Origin of the sequence: Cellulophaga sp. 3_MG-2023 (assembly GCF_030546975.1) — a bacterium.
Classification (GTDB): domain Bacteria; phylum Bacteroidota; class Bacteroidia; order Flavobacteriales; family Flavobacteriaceae; genus Cellulophaga.
This window is the reverse complement of sequence record NZ_JAUOPS010000002.1, coordinates 901327-921263: the sequence shown is the minus strand read 5'-3', so window position 1 is coordinate 921263 and position 19937 is coordinate 901327. Positions and strand designations below refer to the sequence as shown.

Here is a 19937-nt window from a genome sequence, read left to right as displayed (position 1 = left end):
ATGTTTAGATATAATTTTAAATATGAACTAAAGTCATTGCTACGTAGTAGGTGGCTTTTACTATTATCATTACTACTTTTAATTGTAGTTTTATTTGCAGGCTATAATGGTAAAGAGAAAGTAAATGAACGCGTAAAACAGTTAGATAAAGTTGTTTTAGAGGCAAATACTAATGATGCTACAATGGCAAAAGTGCTAGACTCTATAGAAAAAGGATTGCAGGTAAGTGTTAACCCAAGGAGAATGCCTAATGCTCCAATGAATGTTGCTTATAATTACCCTAGGGTAGCAGCAATACCGGCAGCACCTTTAACATTTATATCTACAGGACAAAGTGATCTTTTTACGCATTTTATAAAGCCAAGTGCGTATGGAGATAGTTTTAGTTTAGATTACTCTGAACTTGCAAATCCTATACAGTTGCTTTTTGGATCTTTTGATTTGTCTTTTGTAATTATTTACATTTTGCCCTTAATTATTATAGCGTTTAGTTACAATATTTTGTCTGAAGAAAAAGAGTATGGATCTTTAAAATTATTGGCGTCACAACCAATATCTATTTACCAATGGATATTGCAAAAAACAGCACTAAGGTTCTTTTGGTTAACCTTAATAACTATGGCTGTTATTGCAATTACACTGTTAATTTTTGGGTATAATTTTAGTGCTAATTTTTTAGCGTTTTTACAGCTAGTGTCCTTAGTCTGTGCTTACATACTTTTTTGGTTTACCATTGTGCTGCTTGTTAATTTAGTAATAAATAACTCGGCTAAAAATGCAGTTAGTTTATTGGCAATATGGGTGTTTGTAATTTTAATTGTTCCGGCAGTAGTTGGGCAGTTGGCAAACTCGTTTTACCCAATACCATCTAGAACTAAAATGATTACAGAAGTGAGGGAGTTAAAAGAAGAGTTATCTAGTAAACAAGATAAAATACTAGATAACTTTTTAAGAGACCATCCTGAGTATGCATCAAAAGACGGGAATAACAATTATTCTTTTTGGCATAAATATATTGCATCTCAAGAGCTCGTAGAAGAGGAATTAAAGCCTTTAATAAGCTCTTATGAAGATCAGCTAACAAAACAGCAAGACTGGGTTAGATTGTGGCAGTATAGTTCGCCAGCAATACTTATGCAGCAAAGTTTTAATAATTTAGCGCATACCTCTACAAGTCACTATCAAAGTTACAGAAATCAGGTTTTTAAATTTTCTAAGGAGTGGCGTAACTTTTTTAAACCTATGTTGTACGGAAATAAGAATTTTACAACTAAAGATTATAAAGAGCTTCCTAGTTTTAAATACAAGGCTCCTAAAAATAATTTAGTTTTATTTAAGGTAATAGTATTGCTTGTTTTTTCTGTGATATTTATTTTAATTGGTAGGCAAGTATATATCAATAAAATAAAAAAAGGAACAGTAATTTCATAACAAGTTACAATATTGCTTTTATAAAAATAGGTGTGTATTTTAATACATACCTATTTTTTTGTTTAAAAAGGAGTAGAGCTACTCGCGTTTCACAATCATATAATAATCATTATCTAAGGGTAAATACCCAAGGTCATACACAAAAAAGTAAGTAGTTCCTTTTTTGGTGGTGTAATTGCTAGTTATAAACTCAAAGTCAAAACCTTTATCTATTAGCTTGGTACGTGTAGTTTTAGTTTTGCCTTCGGTTAAAGTAAAACTATCTAAAATTCGGTAGTTTTTACGCAGCCTATTGTTTATGTTTCTAATTAGGTTTTTACTGTCTTTGTTAATTTTGTTATTGTAGGCATTACGGCAATAGTCTTCACAGAATTTTTTATCTGCTCTGCCAACAAGTTTTTTTCCGCATTCTAGGCAAGTAGTCTCCAAATTTAAAAGTAACTTTTTAATGTTTTTATGCTTAACAAGTTACAAATAAAACTGTTATATTAAATTTAGCTAATGCTAATTTTATATTTTGTGAGTAAGCCAAACAAACCGTCTTTAGAAAACTTAGCGCCTTTAATTGCATTATCTTCTGGGTCTATACTAAAGTTATAGGCGGTGGTAAAGTCGGTTTTAAGTAATATAGTGTTGCTAAAAGTAGTGTTTTTTAAGTTGCAATTATCAAAAACGGACTCTGTTAATGTTGCTTTAGAAAAATCTGCCTGTTCTAAATTACAGTTTTTAAAAAGCATTTTTTTTATAATTAGCTGATAAAAAGATGCTAGTTGTAAATTACAATCATTAAAAGTAAAAGACAATAAAAATGGGTTACAGCTAGTAAACTGTACACCTAGTAATTTGCAATTGTTAAATGTAACGGTGTTAAAAGAAGTGTTTTTAGTTTTTGCGTTGGTAAAGTTACACTCTGTAAATGTACATTCTATAAAATTAACATCAGACAGGTAGGCTTCCGTAAAATTACAGTTTACAAAAGTACAGTTATCATACTCTGCAAGAGCCAGCCTGTTTGTTTTGTAGTCTTCCTTAGTAAAGGTTTTGTCAATAACAAGTGCATTCATAGGTTTTGGTTGTTATTATGTATAGTTTCAACTTTGTTTTTAAAGAGCTCTTTGTCTTTATCAGATATTCTATTTAAAGACGAGTTTATTCCTCCTTTAAGCATATTGTATTTATCTAAAGTAAAATTTAACTTTATAATGGTTATAAAAAGTACTTTTTTAGTTTCTACACTTTTTATATCAGAGATAGGAATTGTCTTTTTATTAAGAATGGTTGTTGTTTTTCTTATCCAGATAGTGTAGTCAGTAAAGTATACATTGTTATTGTTAATTGTACATATTATTTTATTTTGTTTAAACTGATTGTAAATCATTAGCACTAAATAAATTGAAATTATTACAGGAGAAAGTAATATTACAGACATAAATACCAAGAAAAATATAGATTTTGCATCAGTTATAGTTTTGTCGTCAAAAAAACTAAAAAATATAGTTACTGACAGTGTAGATAGCCCTATAAAAATAAGAAGAAGAACAGTTAACACAAGCAATAGTGTAGCTTTTTCTTTTTTAGATTGATAAAAAACAGATGCGTTTTCTGACTTCATATATTGTTACTCACTTTTTAAAACTATTGCCATTGTAAGTGTACTAAAACGAAGAATTTTTAGGAATACTTTTGCTCTTGTTGCTTTAGTCTTTTTTATATTTTTTATGCTCTATTTTCTTTTTTTCTAAAATTGCATAAAATTTTCGGGGAGATATTTTTAGGTCTTTTGTAATTTCACTTACTTTTTTCTTTCGTTTTTTATACAGTTTTAAATTATCGTTTACTTTTTTATTAAAGTAATATTTTTCTAATTTTTCAACTATTTGTAATTCAGTTAAATTAGAGTCCTTTGCGTAGTTATCAATTTCTAATTTAATTTTGTTAAGTTTTTCACTCATATTTATGTGTGTTAACGTTGTTGCCATTAGTTATTTTCTCAAATATGTTGATTCATTTGTTTTGTTTACGAATATAATTCCATCATAAGCATTCAGTAATTTTTCTTTTTCAACCATTTTTGGACTATAAGTAGAACCAATTCCTCTATACTTTATTTTTGTATTCAAAAATTCATTCATTAATTTATTTTTGGAAATAGAATTAAAATCAAAAAAAAATATTCTTAAATTACTTTTGCTAAATAATTCACTACTTGTATTTTTCAGTGGTTTTTTAATAGTGTATTTTTCTATTTTATTTTTTTTAGGATTTATAGCATAAAAATTGCCCGTTGCAAAATCAAAACCAATACTGTAATATTTTTCTCCATATTTTTCTTTTAAAAAATGACCCATTGAAAAATCGTTTGTATAAGTTATTTTATTCTTTTTTACGTGGAAATTATGTGTCCAAACAAAAACTTTGCTATTATTTTCAGATGTATTTATTATTTGGCTAACGTTTTCAGACATTCCTTTATCTCTGTTTTCCTGATTAAAATCTAAACGAAAATTTATATATTGAATTAAAGAGTTTTGTATTCCTAAATATAATTTTTTACTCTGAATATTAGTTTTTATGATGTATTGTTTTAATTCAAACATTATTTCTAAATGTTTTTTTAATTCTTCCTTTTTTAAATTTTCAGATTTTTTTCTCGATTGGTAATGAACTAAAGTATTTAAATAACCCTCATTGTTTTTGATATTATTTTTTTTGACTAAATCTAACATTAGTTTCGCTGAATTAGTTGCATCCATAATATCTACTCCATAAAAATTAAGTTGTTCGGATTTCTTTTTACCAATATTATATTTTTTCATCCATTCAATTAGCGATAAAACCTCTTCGTTATTCCAAATCCAATAGCCCATTTTACGTATTAATTTTCTTGGGTCAGCATCTTTTCCTTTTATGAAATTATCTATCTCAATGCAATTTCCAAAACTTGCTTCAATTGCGAAATTTTTCACCCCTTGGTTTTTTACTAAATATTTAAAGAACTTAATTTTTAAGTCAAAAAATTCTTTAGTTCCGTGAGTTGCCTCACCAAATCCAAATATTCTCACATTCTCAAAAATACTATCCAATTTATCACTTTTATTAAATTCGATTTTAGGGTTTGTTTCCTGAATTTCAAAAGCATTTTCGTCTAATATTTCGACAATAGAATTTTCTTGTCCAAAAACCGTAGAGTTTGAAAAAGTAATAAATATAATCGTTAGAATAATGTTCTTCATAATTAATGGCAACGTATTTATATAGTTTAAGCAATAAAGTTAACAAATAAATAATATGCAAAAAATCCGCAAGTCCCTACGCTTCGGGATTCTAAAGGAGGGGAGCACTAGTAATTAATTACATACGGTATTAGCAAACGTTATTCGCTAAATGTTCCATCTCCATTCCATTTTAAAATTTTTGTAGGTGTATCAAAGAATGGTCCAGAATCACTTTCTGATTTTTGATTTTCATATTTGATTTCTATATTTTTTCCTTTTCTGGGTAATGAAAAAGTAAGTGAAGGATGGAGAGATTCGTATTCTAAAATTTGTTTACGAGTCATTTTAGAATAAAAATCAGTAATTATTAACCTTTTTGTTACCTCTAAATTTGTATAATACTCTTTGAATATAGGTTTGTCTGAAATTTTTAGGTCATTATCATAGATAAAAAATTTAAAATCACTTTGACCATAACTATATGTTCTTGTATTTCCACCATAAGTAGAGATAGCAATCAGTTTTTTATTTTCAAAATTCCAGTAACACATTTCAAATCTAATTTCTGTATTAATATTGGAATCGAAAGAAGTCTTTATTGATAAATAACCATTTTTTTTATCAATAAAGATATTTTGATTCATCTCACCATCCGATATTTTTTTATTTTTCACTAAAGATTTTCGTTCTTGTTTACCTATAATTATATATTCTTCAGGTAACATATAAAATAGGTCTACTATATTTTGGCTATACGAACAAAAACTACATAATAGAAATAATGTAAGTATGTTTAATCTTCTTTTTTTCATTTTTTTAATATTTGCTAACCATATTCGTATATGGTTAGTAGAGAGGTTAAGTGCCTAATGTAGGACATGAATACAATGGAATATTTTAAAAAGAATTAGAGCTTTCCTTAGATACGTTTTCATGAAGTTCTTTTAGTAATTCATAAACTAGTGTTTGATTTTTTTCTTTATACCTTCTTATCCAAAATGAATAAACAAAAAACACTCTGTTGCTTAATTTACTGCCTTGGTCTTTTTTAGGAGAGTAATTTTCATCAGACAAAATACCTTTAACCTCTTCGCTAGCAAAATCATTAATTGTATTCTCAATTTCTTCATATACATCCCAATAGTTATCTGCGTCTGGGTCTTGAGAATACATTTTATTGGTTAAGTCGTTTTCGTACCTAATAGATTCATTATTTTCTATTTCAGTATAAGCAGTTAATAAGGCTTTTACTATTGACGACGCACCTGAGTCTTTGTATAAATTGTTGTTTTTAAATAATAAATAAAGTACTTGTTTTTCCTTAGGTGTTATAAGTTTCTCTAAGTTCTCTGGACTCCTATCTATACTGCTCCAGATATGATTTACAACAGAAAACTCATCTAGGGTGGGGTTTACTTTTCCAAGAATTTTTCTATTTACCAACGCTTGACTGCTCCATATACTTGTCATAATATTTATATTATCAAGATCATGAGATTTAAAAGCAAATTTTATAAAGTTTTTGGTATTTATAATTGGAGTAGATTCATCAGTAAAACTAATTAGAGTTTCTGCATTAATTTGGTTTTCTAAAGTTAAAATTTCAGCGCTACTATTTTCAATTTTATGGTTCGATTTGTCTAAATCCTCAGATATAACATTAATAATAGAGTCTTTAGCTGTTAATTGTCTTTGTAAATTATTAATTTGAAGTTGTTGTTCTTCAGTTTTATTATTGCAAGAGTATAAAGCAAATAAAAGAACTATTAAATATAGTTTTGATATGTGTTTTCTAAAATTCATATTTTTAGCTTTTAAATTGTTCTAACTTTTATTATTTACTGTGTTTTAATTAGGATTGTCGTCTGTTAAATAACCATTAAAAACGTAACCTTCAGTAGCATATGTACTGTTTGTATTTAATTTTATACACACCCAGTTTCCAGTAATGTATTCATTTATATCCTCATTATAAATTGTTAATTCTTTATTTGTTCTTCGGATAACGTTAACAGCTTCTCCGTAACTTAATGTATGAATTACTTTTCCTTTTTTTCCAGGTTGATCTCTACAATAAAGACCTTTTTTTGCAGATACGTATTTCCAATGGTTTGTTCTTGTAAAGTTGAACTTGATATCGTTGGTAGATATATAATCAAGATTTAATGAATTTTTAAGATAAATAACTATTCCTCTACTGCTAATAGTATCTGATAGTTTACCGTAAGCATCAGAAGAATATTTTTCAATTATAATACCATCACCTCTATTAGAATAAAAGGTTTTGCTTTGGGAAGGTATTATGTATTTACTTGTAGAAGTTAAAGAATCTGTAGCTATTAGTTCTTTCCCGTTATTTCTTAAGAATAAAATTTTTGACTTATAAAATGAATTGTCTGAGTTATTTTTAAACCCCCAAAACACTAGCGCATCTAAAAAATTATCATGACCAAAATCAAATGTAACTATATGCTTACTCATAATAGATACTCCTTTTGAAGATATTATGTCTAAATCTACTGTGTTTTTTGTTGCTGTTTTGGCCGCACTAATTATAGAAGCTTCATCGTTTGCTAATATTTTTTTTTCATTACTAATTTGGTTCTTTTGTGGGGTAATGACTTTTTTACAAGAAAAAGAAGCAAATAATAACACTAGGCTTAATATGTGAGTACTCTTAATCATAACTGTAATCTTTTCAAATTTATAACAGTCTAAATATTAAGATTATTTTATACTAAAGTAACCACCAATATATATTCGTGGTTTTTCAATTTATATTCGGTATTAAAAAATTAACTGATAGGAGAATAAGGGAGTAAGGCCAGAGCTAGGGATTACGTTTAGCATTGTTAGTGGCAAATCTTTTTTTAATTATTTATTAATTTAATATTTGCAATTTCTTTGTTGTCAATTATTTTTGTTCTGGTACAAGTATTTGTATAAATAATATTTTTGTATTTTCTTTTACTTTCTCTTAATTCTTTAGTTTCCCAACTATCTTTAAATGCATAGATAAGATATTCTTCCCCTTTTTTAAAATAAAAACTGCAATCTCCACCACTAGTTCCAGTATAAATAACTTGATTTTTTTTTCTTCTTTTACCTTTGAAGACTTCTATAGTTTCTAGAGTAATTTTTGACCACACACTTCCTTTAAAAACATCTAATTTATCAAGAGTTTTAGAGGTTTTTATTGTAGATTTTCTTTTATCTACTTTAACAATTTGTAAAAATTCATTAGAAATGACTTTTCCTGTTAAAACATAGTCTACATTTTTAAATTCTTTTTCAACGGATTTTATATAACTGCATTCACATGCAAACACATTTACAGTTGTAAGAATAAAAAGAGTAAGTAAAAATCTATGTATATTCATAATTATGTCTTTATTTTTTGTTCTACATTTTTCTGGATTTTGCTTGTGGGTAACGGTTTCGGCTATGAGTAGTTGCGTGTTTCAAGCAACTAATTACCGACCAAGAAAGTCCGCGAGTCCCGACGCTTCGGGATTCGTAAGTAGGCGAGAACTAAGCCTTTGCTATTGCAAATTCAGGACTAATATATGATGATTTTTATAGAAGTACTTTAGTTAAAAATTAATGAGTTTTTACTTGTTTTTTACCTCAGTACTTTGTTGTAAGTAGTTATTTTCTTTTATTCAATTCAGATGTCATTATTTCATATAATTCCTCAAATTTAATTTTCAACCCATTTGTTGATATTTGAATCGGTGAACCAAACTTTTTAAAATTAGTTTCAACGTTTTTTCTTGTTAGAATATTTTTTTGTCTGTTGATAAAATCGTTCGGGTTATTAACAATTACTCGTATGAAATTTTGATTTACGACTTTACTTTTTTCAATACTTTCAATATTCTCCCATTTTATAAGTCCAGAGTTTATGGAGGTTGAGTTGTCATATATTCCTTCATCATTAATTTTTATTCCGTATTTATTTTCAAAGAGTTTTTTTGCAATCAATATTCCCATTCCTCCAAAGAAGATTATAGAAAGAAATCCAATTGATTTTCGAAAAATATTATTATTTAGTATCTCAATATTAACAATTGGCGCATAATATGCAACCCATATTCCTAACAATACGAAAATTAGAGATAGTCCAATTAATCCAATTATTTTAATCTTATTTATTTCTATTATTTTTTCTTCCATTTTCATTTTTGGGTTTAATTACTTACAACGGTTTTGTGTATGGTTAAGCAACTAATTTAGTGAATAGAACACTAATTTAAAATCTACGATTCCCGACGCTTCGGAATTCGTAAGTAGGCTAGAACCAAACAATTATTTATAGCCATTGTTATGTGCAATTATGCATTAAGGTAAAAATTCAGTTATTTTTTCTTTTTTAAGTGTTGCTTCCGAGAAATCCAATTTCTTAGATACTCCCCAATGGTATATCTAAAAATAATCTAAACTTCCAATTCATCCTTTAAAATTTTTAATCTGCTAAATGAGCTACTCCAACACACAATTCACTTCCTTATTCAGGTTTACCATTCTTTAAAGGCATTTTCACTCTTTTCTTAATTAAAATTCCACCAGCTCCAATAATTAATAAACCAACATATATAAATTTATCATCCATTTGACTGGTAACAAAAACTCCAGCAACAAATACCATAATTAAAATAAATACCATTTCAAACCAATCTAATCTAAATCCAATTTTGTATTTCATAAGTAATATTTCTTTATTTTGTGTTCGTTCCGCCAATGAATGCCAACGGTTTTGTGTATGGTTAGTTGTGTGGTTAAGCAACTAATTTAGAGAATAGAACACTAATTTACAATCTACGAGTCCCGACGCTTCGGGATTCGTAAGTAGGCTATAACTAGCCATTAATTATACACGTTGTTGCCACACGTTTTTATTTTTCAATTTGCTTTATAAAATCAGTTATTTTCAATTCGTTTTTTTCTCCTGCTATTGTATGTGAGTTTCCAACATATTTCATTCCCAAGTATTTTGCAGTTTCCGAAAATGGAAGCCAAAAATTCTCTCCAAGATTTTCTCCGACTGAGCAACTCATTACAGCCATTTTTTTTCCACGCAATTTTCGTCCAAGTTCTTTCTCAATGGTTAGCAAGTCAGTAAATCGGTCGAAAAACACTTTCATTATTCCACTCATTGAGTACCAATAAATTGGTGTTACAAAAATCAGCGTTTCGTATTTTTCTATAATTTCTTTCATTAAATTCAGATAGTCATCGTTTCGATTTTCGTGCTTGTAGTCAAAATAGCTAAATTCATAATCATTTAAATTTACTAAATCCCATTTCGATTTTTCAATCAATTTCTTTGTTAGATTGGCAGTATCTCCATCGTTTCTCGAACTTCCAACTATTACTACTTTTTTCATTCAGTGTTTCGATTTTCCTCAAATGTGTGGTAACGGTCTAGTGTATGATTTCATTGCGTGGTTTAAGCAACTAATTTAGTAAATGTTTACCGACCAAGAAAGTCCGCTAGTCCCGACGCTTAGGGATTCGTAAGTAGGCGAGCACTAAGCTTTTGCTATCGCAAAATCAGGACTAATATATGATGATTTTTATAGAAGTACTTTAGTTAAAAATTAATGAGTTTTTACTTGTTTTTTACCACGGTACTTTGTTATTAGCCGTTTTTATTCCGTTCTAATGTTAAAATCTGTATTCCAATTTCAATAACACAAATCTTGGTAAAAGTCTATATTCGGTCGTTGACGTTTCTATATCGCTTATTGAAAAATTCCTAAATCTTTCCGTATTGAATAAGTTTTTGGCAGTAAGACCAACAGTCAATTTGTTTTCAATGAGTTTATATCTTGCATCAAAGTCCAAAAAATGATAAGTATTATCGGTTTGTAAATTTCCAAAATAGTAATGTTCGGATTGTAGCTGAAAATCAAGGCTTTTGTTGAAAATAAACGATAAATCTAAAAAACTAACGTTATCAGTAAAAGAATTATTTATGGTAGTCTCTATTTCTGTTGTCGTCCATTTAGTGCCAATATGATAATTGAAAATGCCTTTAAAACCAGAACGCAATTCTAAACCATAATTGTAATTATTAGACGTTACCAATCTTAAATTAGAATTGTTTACAATATTTTTAAACTCGCTTTTTGTGTAGCCTAAATCTACTTTTAAGTTTGATGAAATAAATTTAAAGTAATAATCTAATTTTGAATTTATACTTATAAACTCACGGTCTTTAATCAATATTTTTTCTGCTTGGGTAAAGTTTTGTTGTATGCTTGTATTTGTTGAAAAGAAGTCGTGATTTTTACTGTATATAATAAAAGTATTTGCAAAAAAGCGGTCGCTCCAATTCCCTAATTGATAGTTAAAAACAACATTTGAAGCATCTAGTTGATTAAAACTGCCTGTACCTTTTGAAAAGGAACGAAAACCAGTTAATACAAAATCACTAAATACATCTAAAACCTTTGCATTTGTAGTATTGTATGAGTATGAAGACGTAATTTTATTTTTATCATTAATCTTCCAATCAAAACCTAAACTTGGATTAATAAAAAAGGGATTTTGCGTACTGCTTAGGTTATTGTTTTCTAAACGGTTCAAAAGTTGATGAACATCTAGTTTACTTACAATTCCAAAATCTTTAATTTTTAATCTGTACTTGCCTTTAAGGTACAAGTCGTTGACTTGATAATTTGTTTCGTTTTGATAACCGTTTGGCTGTTCTAAAACGGTATTGTTCTCTAAAAGTGAAAATGTAGATTGTAATTTATCTTTTCTAAACTCGTTACCTAACTGTAATTCTAATAAGTGTCCATTATCTTTACGGTCTAATAAATGTGCATTTACTCCTGCAAATTGCATTTGATTAGTGCTTTGTTGACTTACATTGTTTGCGGTAGTATTTGAAGGAAATAAATCTTCATAAAAAAATTGATTTACAGCATAGTTTTGTGGTGTTTTTTCATCGATAAAACGACCTGTTAGCAAAAATACTTTTTTGTCTTTAAATTTATTGGTGTAGTTTATTTTTTGGTCAAAAAGTGTGTTCTGATGCTGTAAGTTTTCTAAGGTAGAATTACCGTTAAATACTAAATTAGAAGCGTCGTTAAAATCGCCAGTGTTATATTTTGTTGTGGCTTCTAACATTTTAGTTTTAGAGATATTGTACGTAACATCTAATTTACCGAAAGCTATGCGTTTATTGTTTTGTAATTGATAATCTTCTTTATTTGTAAAATTTGTACTGTTCACAGATACAATGTCAGTAGAATTTCTAAAAAAGTTAGTTTCATCCCAATTAAAAAAACCTAGCGTTTTAATTTTTAATTTTTCAATTGGATTAAAAATAGCGTTTAGCGACACTAACTCGGCATTATTAAAGTTGGTTCTACTTTTTTTAAAATTGAGGTTATTAGGAGATAGGTTTAATAATGAATTTACACTTTGATTGTCTCCGATACTTGCTGGCTCGTTCATACGAAATGGATGAATTAAGTTTTCAATATCTCCTGTGGCATTATATCCAATTGAATTAAGATTGGTTAAAAAGTAATATTTATTTTTCTTGCCAAAATTCATCAAATTACCTTTAAGTTGATAATAACTATTGCTCCCAATACTTGTTTCTATATTCCCAAACCAAATGCGTTTCGATTTTTCATCGAGTTTTAGGTTTAGTGCTACTTTATCGCTTGCCTCAACTCCTTTTAATAAACGGTTATTGGAATAGTTTTTAAGTACTTCAACCTCTTCAATAGGATATGCTGGCATATTCTTGGAAAGAATTTTGTATCCTCTTTCAAAAAGGTCATCGCCATCTACCATTATTTTTTCGATTTCTTGATTACCTACTTTTATTGTTCCTTCGCTATCTACATTAAGCCCTGGTATTTTTTTAAGTAAATCTTCAACGACTTGCTCTGTACCATTTACAAAGAACTTCGTTTTAAAATTGATAGTATCTTTTTTTAAGGATATTGGTTTTTCTGCTTGGATTATTACCTCATTTAAAATCATAGGCTTATTTTTCAAAAAGACATTTAAATTTAATTTTTTCTCTTTTGAATATGTTATAGGTATGTTTTTAGTTTCATAACCAATAAACGAGAATACTAAATTGAAGTTGCCTGATTTATTTATTTTGAGTCTGTAGTTTCCAATGCTATCAGTATATGTATAAGCAACAATAAATTCAGATAAACTATCTTTTAAAATTACACTTGAATATTTTAGTGGTTCTCCTTTACTATTTTTGACTATACCATAAATGCTACTGGATTGTGAATAGATAAAATTTGTTGGTAAATAACCAACAATAACTATAATAAAAAACTTATAAAATTTAATCAAAGCTAGTCAATTACTTTTTCTAAACTGTAATTTTCATTACTACTATTTATTGTTACTTTAGCTCCTCGAGGTAATTTACTCTGTAACTTCTTAACAAATTCTTGAACTTCATTTTTTTTGTATTCTTTATATTTATCAAAAGTGATTTCTTCGCCGTTTGATGGTTTAACAATCTCTATATTATTATTTTTAGATATTGTAAATTTATCTAGACTCATAAATATATTTTTATCTTTTGATTGTACTGACATAATTAGGCCTGGTAAACCATAAAATTTCCAAGGACCAAATGGGGTATTTATCTTTGGATAATACCACACGTTAAAAGTTCTTCCCCTGAAAGATAATTCAGCAAGATAACACTGATAAGTTCCTATAGTTTTGGTTTTGTTTTTCAGTACCCATTTTAAATTAGTTAATTTTTCAGAGACTAAAACAGCTTTATCTTCTCCATCATATACAAAATCTCTAAATATTAACTCTTGTTGATTTAAGTCAACGAAGAATTTTTTTCCCTCATCGTCATAGTACTCTTTATTAAAATTTACACTTTCATCTTCTTCATTGATAGAAACACTATCTTTCTTTTTTTTGTTAAATATTGAAATGGCTTTAGTGTTATCTGTAAATAATTTTATATCATATTTTTGATTTGTACCGTAATTGCTATAAGTATAATGTGCTTGAATATTTTGATTTTCTTGCCCATAAGAAAAGTTTAATGCAGTTAAGAGTATTATTTTTAATATAAGAATATGTCTTTTTATCATAATTTAAGTTATTTAAAAAGCGGAATATTTATTTATTCCGCTTTTTGTCAAATAAGAGATTATTTGTCCGCCATTTCAGCTATTTTCTTTTTTGCTAGTAATTTAACGGCTTGACATTTCAACCAAGAAACATCTGAAATAGTAACTTCTAGTTCTACTTCAACACCATTAAAAGTTCCTTTAACTTTAACAGCACAATCTATAAGTTCTTTGTCAGAAAATGAATATTTATCTGTTGTTAGGTTATCAAATTTTATTTTGGGTAAAGATTCCTCTTTTTTCATATTATATGCACTATTACCTGCAAAAGAGAACCCAAAAGTCATTAAAAATAAATATAGAATACTTTTTTTCATAATACTTTCATTTATTATTTGTCCATTATGTCTTTAATAACACTTTTAAGGATTTTAACTGTACCCTCAATACAATCATCGGCTGTGAATTCAACTGAAACTTCCACAGGTTTACCATTGACAGTTCCTTCTATTTTAACTTTACATTGTTTAAAAGGAATAAAATTCTGAACATCAATATCAATGTTGTTATAGTAATTCGATTCGATTTTGATTAAAGATTCGTCTTTATCCAATACATAAGAGTTTTCGTTTGCAAAAGCAAACGTTCCTACTAGCATAAAAGCTAGAGCAAAAAATACATTTTTCATCTTTTTAGTTTTTGATGATTAAAAATCTAAACTCTGTAAGTTTAAGGTCATTATTGTTTAGTTCGTGGCCTTTCCACTTTAGACCTGTTGGCTTTTATTCTTCACTTTCAGAGAGTCAATTTACGTTTTTCATTCAAACTCCGTAAGTCGGATGGTCTTTAAATTACTCTGTTTAGGTGCTCAAATGTCTGCCAACTAGTTAATAAACGCAATTTACTACGCTAGTAGAACCACCTAAGCACGTAGCTAGCTGCATAGTCTAATTATTTATTCGAGCAATATATTAATTATTTTTTGTAGGATAAAACTTTTTTTTAATATTTCTTTTCTTACTGGAAAATAAAAATTTGAGTAATATGTAATAAAAAAGCCTCTAAAAAGAGGCTTGTATAAATTGTAATTTAGTTTTCTATTCTCCAAGGTGGGTTTAGTCTGTTTTCACCAGCATAAAATAATATCAGTTGGTTTCCATCTACATCTTTTAGCCTGGCTTCTCTCCACATCCAACTTTGGTCTGTTGGTAGTAGGTCAAAATTAATTCCGTTTTGTTGTATAGTATTCACTTGCTCGTCAAGGTTTTTGCATTCAAAATAAACATAAATACCTTCTCCTTTTGGCAATTCTTTTGTCTGGTGAACAGAAAAAGTTGAGTTGCCATCTGGACACACAAACCTTGCGTAATGCGGTAATGCTTTTACAATTAGTTTTAGCCCTAATTTTTCATAAAACGGTATAGACTTTGTTAAATCTAAAGAGGGTACAGTTACCTGGTTTAGGTTCATTGTTTTTTGGTTTAAATAAGGCTTGTTTTTAAATAAGGTTTAACACGTAAAAATACTATTCTTGCTCAAACCTTTTTGTAGTTTTAGAATACTTTAGTTTGTGTATGTCCCATTTGCTATGGCCTGCATTACGCTCTAGTTTTTGGGCAATTATCATACGCTCACCATCTGTTCTAAGGTTAATCATTCCGTATTTGGTTAAAAACGAGTTTATTTCTTTATTAATTTTTTTTATACTTTTTAAAAACTTCTTTTTTTGCGCTTCTTCGGTTTCTTCTTTATAGTTCTTTTTTATGATTTTTAAGTCTTCAAACATTTTAGAAATACCTTGTAGTTTAATATACGTTATTTCTTTTGTAGACCTAGCCAATTCGGTAGAGAAAATAAGTGGTTTTTCTCCATAACCACATTTGCCTAACGCACCAATAGTATCTGGCCTTGGATGAGCATAACTTTCATCATCACCAGAAGATATTACTGTGGCACTAGAATTTATTGCTTGTATAAAGCCATAATGAAAATGATTGCTGCCATGGTGGCAAGCCTTGGCTACATCTACTTGTAATTCATGTAACTGAGCATTATTTTTGTAATAATCTTGTAGTATTTGGCCAAACTCTGTGTTAACATCTCCTCCTAAAAGAATTTTAGACTTACCAAACTCGTACTTTAAAATAACAGAGTGTCCGTTTTTATCTTTTCCTAAATTGTTAATACTTTTTAGTGCATCTTTACCCTCAATTTTTTTAGTAATTGGCCCTAATATTTTTATTGAGTTTTTAGTATTATTTACAGTGCTTTCTTTACTATAATTGGGCAAATAATTAGCGCTAATGTCTAACGCTTTAAAACTAACATTAGGGTTATGTTTTAATACTTTGTACAGTGTTTTACAATAGGTAGAACCTGCACCTTTTCTGTTTTTAGCGTCTGTAATTAAGTGCAGCATTTGCGCTGTAGTTGTTATTACATTTGTATAATAGCCATCTTTTTTAGTGCCTAACCTGTTAGCACCAGGGCGTTCTACTAAACCATTATGGTAAATAGTGTCTATTTTTATTTTATCATTGTCAAAAACATACCCAAAACCTTGGTAGTGGTCAGCATCAGAATGACTAATAATTGTTGTGAACGGAAAAGATAAGGGAGATTTATGGTCATACAAATTAAAACGCCATGATAAATACCGGTTCATATTATCCGTTTTTCCGGCATCTATAAGTATGTGTTTATCATTTGGAGTAACAATATGGCAACCGTCTCCTTGGCCAATATCTACAAAGTTAACCTCTAATAACCTTTCTTTTCTAAGTTCATCTACTTTTACCCAACCATTGGTATTTCTGCTTCTGGCAAATACTCTATTATTTACAATTTTGGTATCTAAAATTTTTATATAATCACCAAATAAAAGATGATTGCCCCAAGACCTACCATCAGAAGATTTGTAAATTTTTACAGAAGGGTATTCTGCAAACGCATATTTTCTTTTATAGGATCCTATGTTGTACGCGTCTTCTGATAGATGTGTCATTAGAACATTATTTAGGGTTACATATGCCTACTCTTCAACAAATAAATAATTTAACTTTAGGTTGTTAAAGGCAGTATTAAAAGCGGTTATTTCATCATCTAACACCTTATTAAAAGCAGTTAGTTGTGTATTAATTTTTGCTGTTAGTTCATTTTTAACGGCAATATCTTGGTCTGTTGGTGCAAAATCATCCAAGCCAATTAAACTATTTATATGCGCTAATTTGTTGGTTAATTTTATAGGAAAGTTAAGCGGATCTTGATTACTTCTGTTTTTAGTTTGATACAGCTCTTTTTCTATATTCTCTAGCTTTTCTCGCATTGTTTTGGCTTTTTCTACCAGTTCTTTTGTTGCTTCAGTATCTTTATATTGTTTTTCAAAAGCAGAAAGTTGTGCTGTAATTTTTCGCATTTTTTTAATAGAAGTATGTGCTTTGTTTACCGTTTCATTTACCTCTGTTATAAAATTGTACTGCTTTTGCATATCTGCAATGCTAGCTTCTGCTCTTGGGTCTGGCACAATGGTAAAGTCTTTACTTTGTGTAGCGCCATTAACCACCAATTGTACGTTGTAATCTCCAGGTACTGCTTTTGGTCCGTTAAAACTAGCCCACCAAAAAATCATACCTTTAAGTTTCTCGGCTCCCTTTCCGCGCGTGTCCCACACAAAGGTGTTGCCTCCTTTTTTAACTTTTAATTTCTTGTTTTTTTCTTTGGCCTTATTGCTAAACGTAGCTAAAGTATCTCCTTTTTTATTAAAATAGATTAGTTTAACGTTATCGTTTTCTTCTAGTTTGTTAATATAAAAATGCGTAATTACACCGTTTGGGTGGTTGCTTCCGGCTAATTTAGATGGTCTGCTACTGCTACCGCCTTTTGTTCTATAAGTATCTTTTGGTTTGTATAATATTGATGTTGCATTTTTTGTATTTTCATCTAATTGATGCAATACAGACAAATCATCTAAAATCCATAAACTTCTACCTTGTGTAGCAACAATTAAATTGTTGTTTTTAATTGTTAAATCTGTTATTGGTACAATTGGTAGGTTTAACTGAAAAGGTTTCCAGCTAGCACCATCGTTAAAAGAAATATACATTCCTGTTTCCGTACCAGCGTATAACAATCCTTTTTGTTTAGGATCTTCGCGCACTACACGTGTAAAGTGCTCATTGTTTATACCGTTTGTTATTTTTGTCCAGGTTTGTCCGTAATCTGTAGTCTTGTATAAGTAAGGTGCAAAGTCGCCCAACTTGTATTTTGTAGCAGCTACATAGCACGTACCTTCATTAAAAGCAGAAGGTTCTATGCTATTTACCATAGACCATTGGGGCATATTTTTAGGTGTAACATTCTCCCAAGTTTCGCCACCGTTTTTAGATACGTGTATTAAACCATCATCACTACCAACCCAAAGTAAGCCTTCTTTAAGCGGACTCTCATTAGCTGCAAAAATGGTGCAATAGTACTCTACACTTGTATTGTCTTGTGTAATTGGTCCGCCACTAGAAACTAGTTTGCTAGGATCATTACGAGTTAAATCATCACTTAATAATTTCCAAGACTGACCTTCATTTTCTGTAACATGTACGTGGTTAGAGAAGGTGTATAGTTTTTTAGGGTTGTGTTTGCTAAATAGTATAGGAAAGTTCCATTGAAAACGGTATTTCATCCCATCTGCACCATATCCCATAGGATTGTCTGGCCATACGTTTATAGCTCTTGTTGTACCTGTTTTATGGTTTTTTCTAGTTAAAAATCCGCCATAACTACCACCGTATACAATATCGTTATTTGTTGGGTCTACAGCAATATGTGCCGACTCGCCACCTGCGGTTTCCTCCCAGTCATTATCACTAATAGAACGCCCATCACTTCTGTGGTTTATACGTATGGTAGAATTGTCTTGCTGTGCAGCATAAATTCTGTACGGAAATGCATTGTCTGTAGTTACTCTGTAAAACTGTGCTGTAGGTTGGTTGTTGTAAGTGCTCCAAGTATCGCCACCATCATAGGTAATTTGCGCGCCACCATCATCACCAATAATCATTCTCTTTGGGTTTTCTGGAGCTATCCATAAATCATGATGATCTCCGTGTGGTGCATTAAATGTGCTAAACGTTTTGCCGCCATCTGTAGATTTGTGGTATTGCACGTTAAGTACATATACAGTATTAACATCTTCTGTGTCTGCATACAAACGTGTATAGTACCAAGCACGTTGACGTAATTTACGCTCAGCATTTACTTGCGTCCATTTTTTACCGCCATCATCACTACGGTATAGGCCGCCTTTTTCTTTGTTTTCTACAATTGCCCATACACGTTCTGAGTTTTTAGGCGAAACAGTAACGCCAATAATCCCCAATGTATCTTTAGGAAAACCTTCGTTTTTAGAGATTTCTGTCCAAGTTTCTCCACTATCTGTACTTTTCCATAAAGCAGAACCGTCTCCACCACTGCTTAAACTATACGGTGTTCTTTTTGCGCGCCACGTAGATGCATATAAAACACGAGGATTGTTTGGGTCTAACGTTAAATCTACAGCGCCTGCACTGCTATTAACAAATAGTGTTTTACGCCACGTTTTACCGCCATCTGTACTTTTATAAACACCACGTTCTTCTGTAGGTTTGTATATATTACCTAAAACTGCAGCGTAAATAATGTTAGGGTTTTTAGGGTGAATTTTTATACGTGGTATGTGTCTGCTTTTACTTAAGCCAGCAGAGGTCCAAGTTTTACCACCATCTTCAGTTTTCCATATTCCATAACCAGATGAAACATTACCACGTAGTGTTTTTTCTCCACCACCAACATAAATAATATTAGGATCGCTTTGTGCAACTTCTATAGCGCCAATACTACCGCCAAAAAAGCCGTCAGAAATATTACCCCAGCTTCTTCCGCCATCTTCGGTTTTCCAAACGCCACCACCAGTAGCTCCAAAGTAAAATAAGTTAGGTTTGTTTGGTACCCCAGTTACTGCCGCAGATCTACCACCTCTAAAGGGTCCAATTAAGCGGTATTGCATACTGCTATATAAAGCTTCTGGGTATTGGTCTGTTGTAGATTTTTGTTTTCTTTTTTGAGCAAAAGAAATTTGAGAAATGCATAAAAGCAGCAACAAAAACGTGCTGTTTTTTAGGTGATTGAGTTTCATAATGTTCTTGGTTGTAATTAGTCTCTCTAAAAATAG

20 protein-coding genes are annotated in these 19937 nt (G+C 29.8%); 1 reads left to right on the top strand and 19 read right to left on the bottom strand.

What is annotated here, in order from left to right:
• A complete protein-coding gene (locus Q4487_RS08975; RefSeq protein ID WP_303539948.1) occupies positions 1-1431 on the top strand; it encodes a DUF3526 domain-containing protein in 1431 nt (476 codons plus the stop codon).
• Between the two features lie 78 nt (positions 1432-1509).
• On the opposite strand, the gene Q4487_RS08970 is transcribed toward Q4487_RS08975, so the two are convergent.
• The 19 genes from Q4487_RS08970 to Q4487_RS08880 form a co-directional block, all read right to left on the bottom strand.
• Positions 1510-1860: a hypothetical protein gene (locus Q4487_RS08970; RefSeq protein WP_303539950.1), complete on the bottom strand. Its 351-nt coding sequence runs from the start codon at positions 1858-1860 to the stop codon at positions 1510-1512.
• Between the two features lie 65 nt (positions 1861-1925).
• Entirely contained in the window at positions 1926-2495 is a 570-nt protein-coding gene (locus Q4487_RS08965; protein WP_303539953.1) for a pentapeptide repeat-containing protein, read from the bottom strand.
• On the bottom strand, positions 2492-3043 hold the full coding sequence (locus Q4487_RS08960; protein ID WP_303539955.1) for a hypothetical protein: 552 nt from the start codon (positions 3041-3043) through the stop codon (positions 2492-2494). Before Q4487_RS08960 ends, Q4487_RS08965 begins: the two co-directional genes overlap by 4 nt.
• 85 nt (positions 3044-3128) lie before the next feature.
• A complete protein-coding gene (locus Q4487_RS08955; RefSeq protein WP_100894213.1) occupies positions 3129-3383 on the bottom strand; it encodes a hypothetical protein in 255 nt (84 codons plus the stop codon).
• Positions 3384-3413: 30 nt separating this feature from the next.
• Positions 3414-4664, bottom strand: coding sequence for an erythromycin esterase family protein (locus Q4487_RS08950; RefSeq protein WP_303539957.1), 1251 nt, complete (start codon positions 4662-4664; stop codon positions 3414-3416).
• 140 nt (positions 4665-4804) lie between these two features.
• Positions 4805-5458, bottom strand: a complete 654-nt coding sequence (locus Q4487_RS08945; protein ID WP_303539959.1) for a hypothetical protein — start codon at positions 5456-5458, stop codon at positions 4805-4807.
• An 85-nt stretch (positions 5459-5543) separates the two neighbouring features.
• Complete coding sequence (locus Q4487_RS08940) at positions 5544-6449, bottom strand: hypothetical protein (protein ID WP_303539961.1); 906 nt, start codon at positions 6447-6449, stop codon at positions 5544-5546.
• Between the two features lie 45 nt (positions 6450-6494).
• Complete coding sequence (locus Q4487_RS08935) at positions 6495-7331, bottom strand: SH3 domain-containing protein (RefSeq protein WP_303539963.1); 837 nt, start codon at positions 7329-7331, stop codon at positions 6495-6497.
• Between the two features lie 185 nt (positions 7332-7516).
• Entirely contained in the window at positions 7517-8026 is a 510-nt protein-coding gene (locus tag Q4487_RS08930) for a hypothetical protein (protein WP_303539965.1), read from the bottom strand.
• A gap of 268 nt (positions 8027-8294) precedes the next feature.
• On the bottom strand, positions 8295-8828 hold the full coding sequence (locus Q4487_RS08925; RefSeq protein WP_303539967.1) for an STM3941 family protein: 534 nt from the start codon (positions 8826-8828) through the stop codon (positions 8295-8297).
• Positions 8829-9153: 325 nt separating this feature from the next.
• Complete coding sequence (locus Q4487_RS08920) at positions 9154-9351, bottom strand: hypothetical protein (protein WP_072303733.1); 198 nt, start codon at positions 9349-9351, stop codon at positions 9154-9156.
• 190 nt (positions 9352-9541) lie between these two features.
• Positions 9542-10033, bottom strand: coding sequence for a flavodoxin family protein (locus tag Q4487_RS08915; RefSeq protein ID WP_303539968.1), 492 nt, complete (start codon positions 10031-10033; stop codon positions 9542-9544).
• Positions 10034-10313: 280 nt separating this feature from the next.
• Positions 10314-12983: a carboxypeptidase-like regulatory domain-containing protein gene (locus tag Q4487_RS08910; protein ID WP_303541284.1), complete on the bottom strand. Its 2670-nt coding sequence runs from the start codon at positions 12981-12983 to the stop codon at positions 10314-10316.
• A 5-nt stretch (positions 12984-12988) separates the two neighbouring features.
• Positions 12989-13756 (bottom strand): GLPGLI family protein, encoded by a 768-nt coding sequence (locus Q4487_RS08905; RefSeq protein WP_303539969.1) that lies wholly within the window; start codon positions 13754-13756, stop codon positions 12989-12991.
• 59 nt (positions 13757-13815) lie between these two features.
• Positions 13816-14112 (bottom strand): hypothetical protein, encoded by a 297-nt coding sequence (locus Q4487_RS08900; protein ID WP_303539970.1) that lies wholly within the window; start codon positions 14110-14112, stop codon positions 13816-13818.
• A 14-nt stretch (positions 14113-14126) separates the two neighbouring features.
• A complete protein-coding gene (locus Q4487_RS08895; protein WP_303539971.1) occupies positions 14127-14423 on the bottom strand; it encodes a hypothetical protein in 297 nt (98 codons plus the stop codon).
• Between the two features lie 401 nt (positions 14424-14824).
• Complete coding sequence (locus Q4487_RS08890; protein WP_144709166.1) at positions 14825-15205, bottom strand: VOC family protein; 381 nt, start codon at positions 15203-15205, stop codon at positions 14825-14827.
• Positions 15206-15260: 55 nt separating this feature from the next.
• Positions 15261-16739, bottom strand: coding sequence for a ComEC/Rec2 family competence protein (locus Q4487_RS08885; protein WP_303539972.1), 1479 nt, complete (start codon positions 16737-16739; stop codon positions 15261-15263).
• A 27-nt stretch (positions 16740-16766) separates the two neighbouring features.
• Positions 16767-19901, bottom strand: a complete 3135-nt coding sequence (locus Q4487_RS08880) for a glycosyl hydrolase (protein WP_089118354.1) — start codon at positions 19899-19901, stop codon at positions 16767-16769.
• Positions 19902-19937 lie beyond the last annotated feature (36 nt).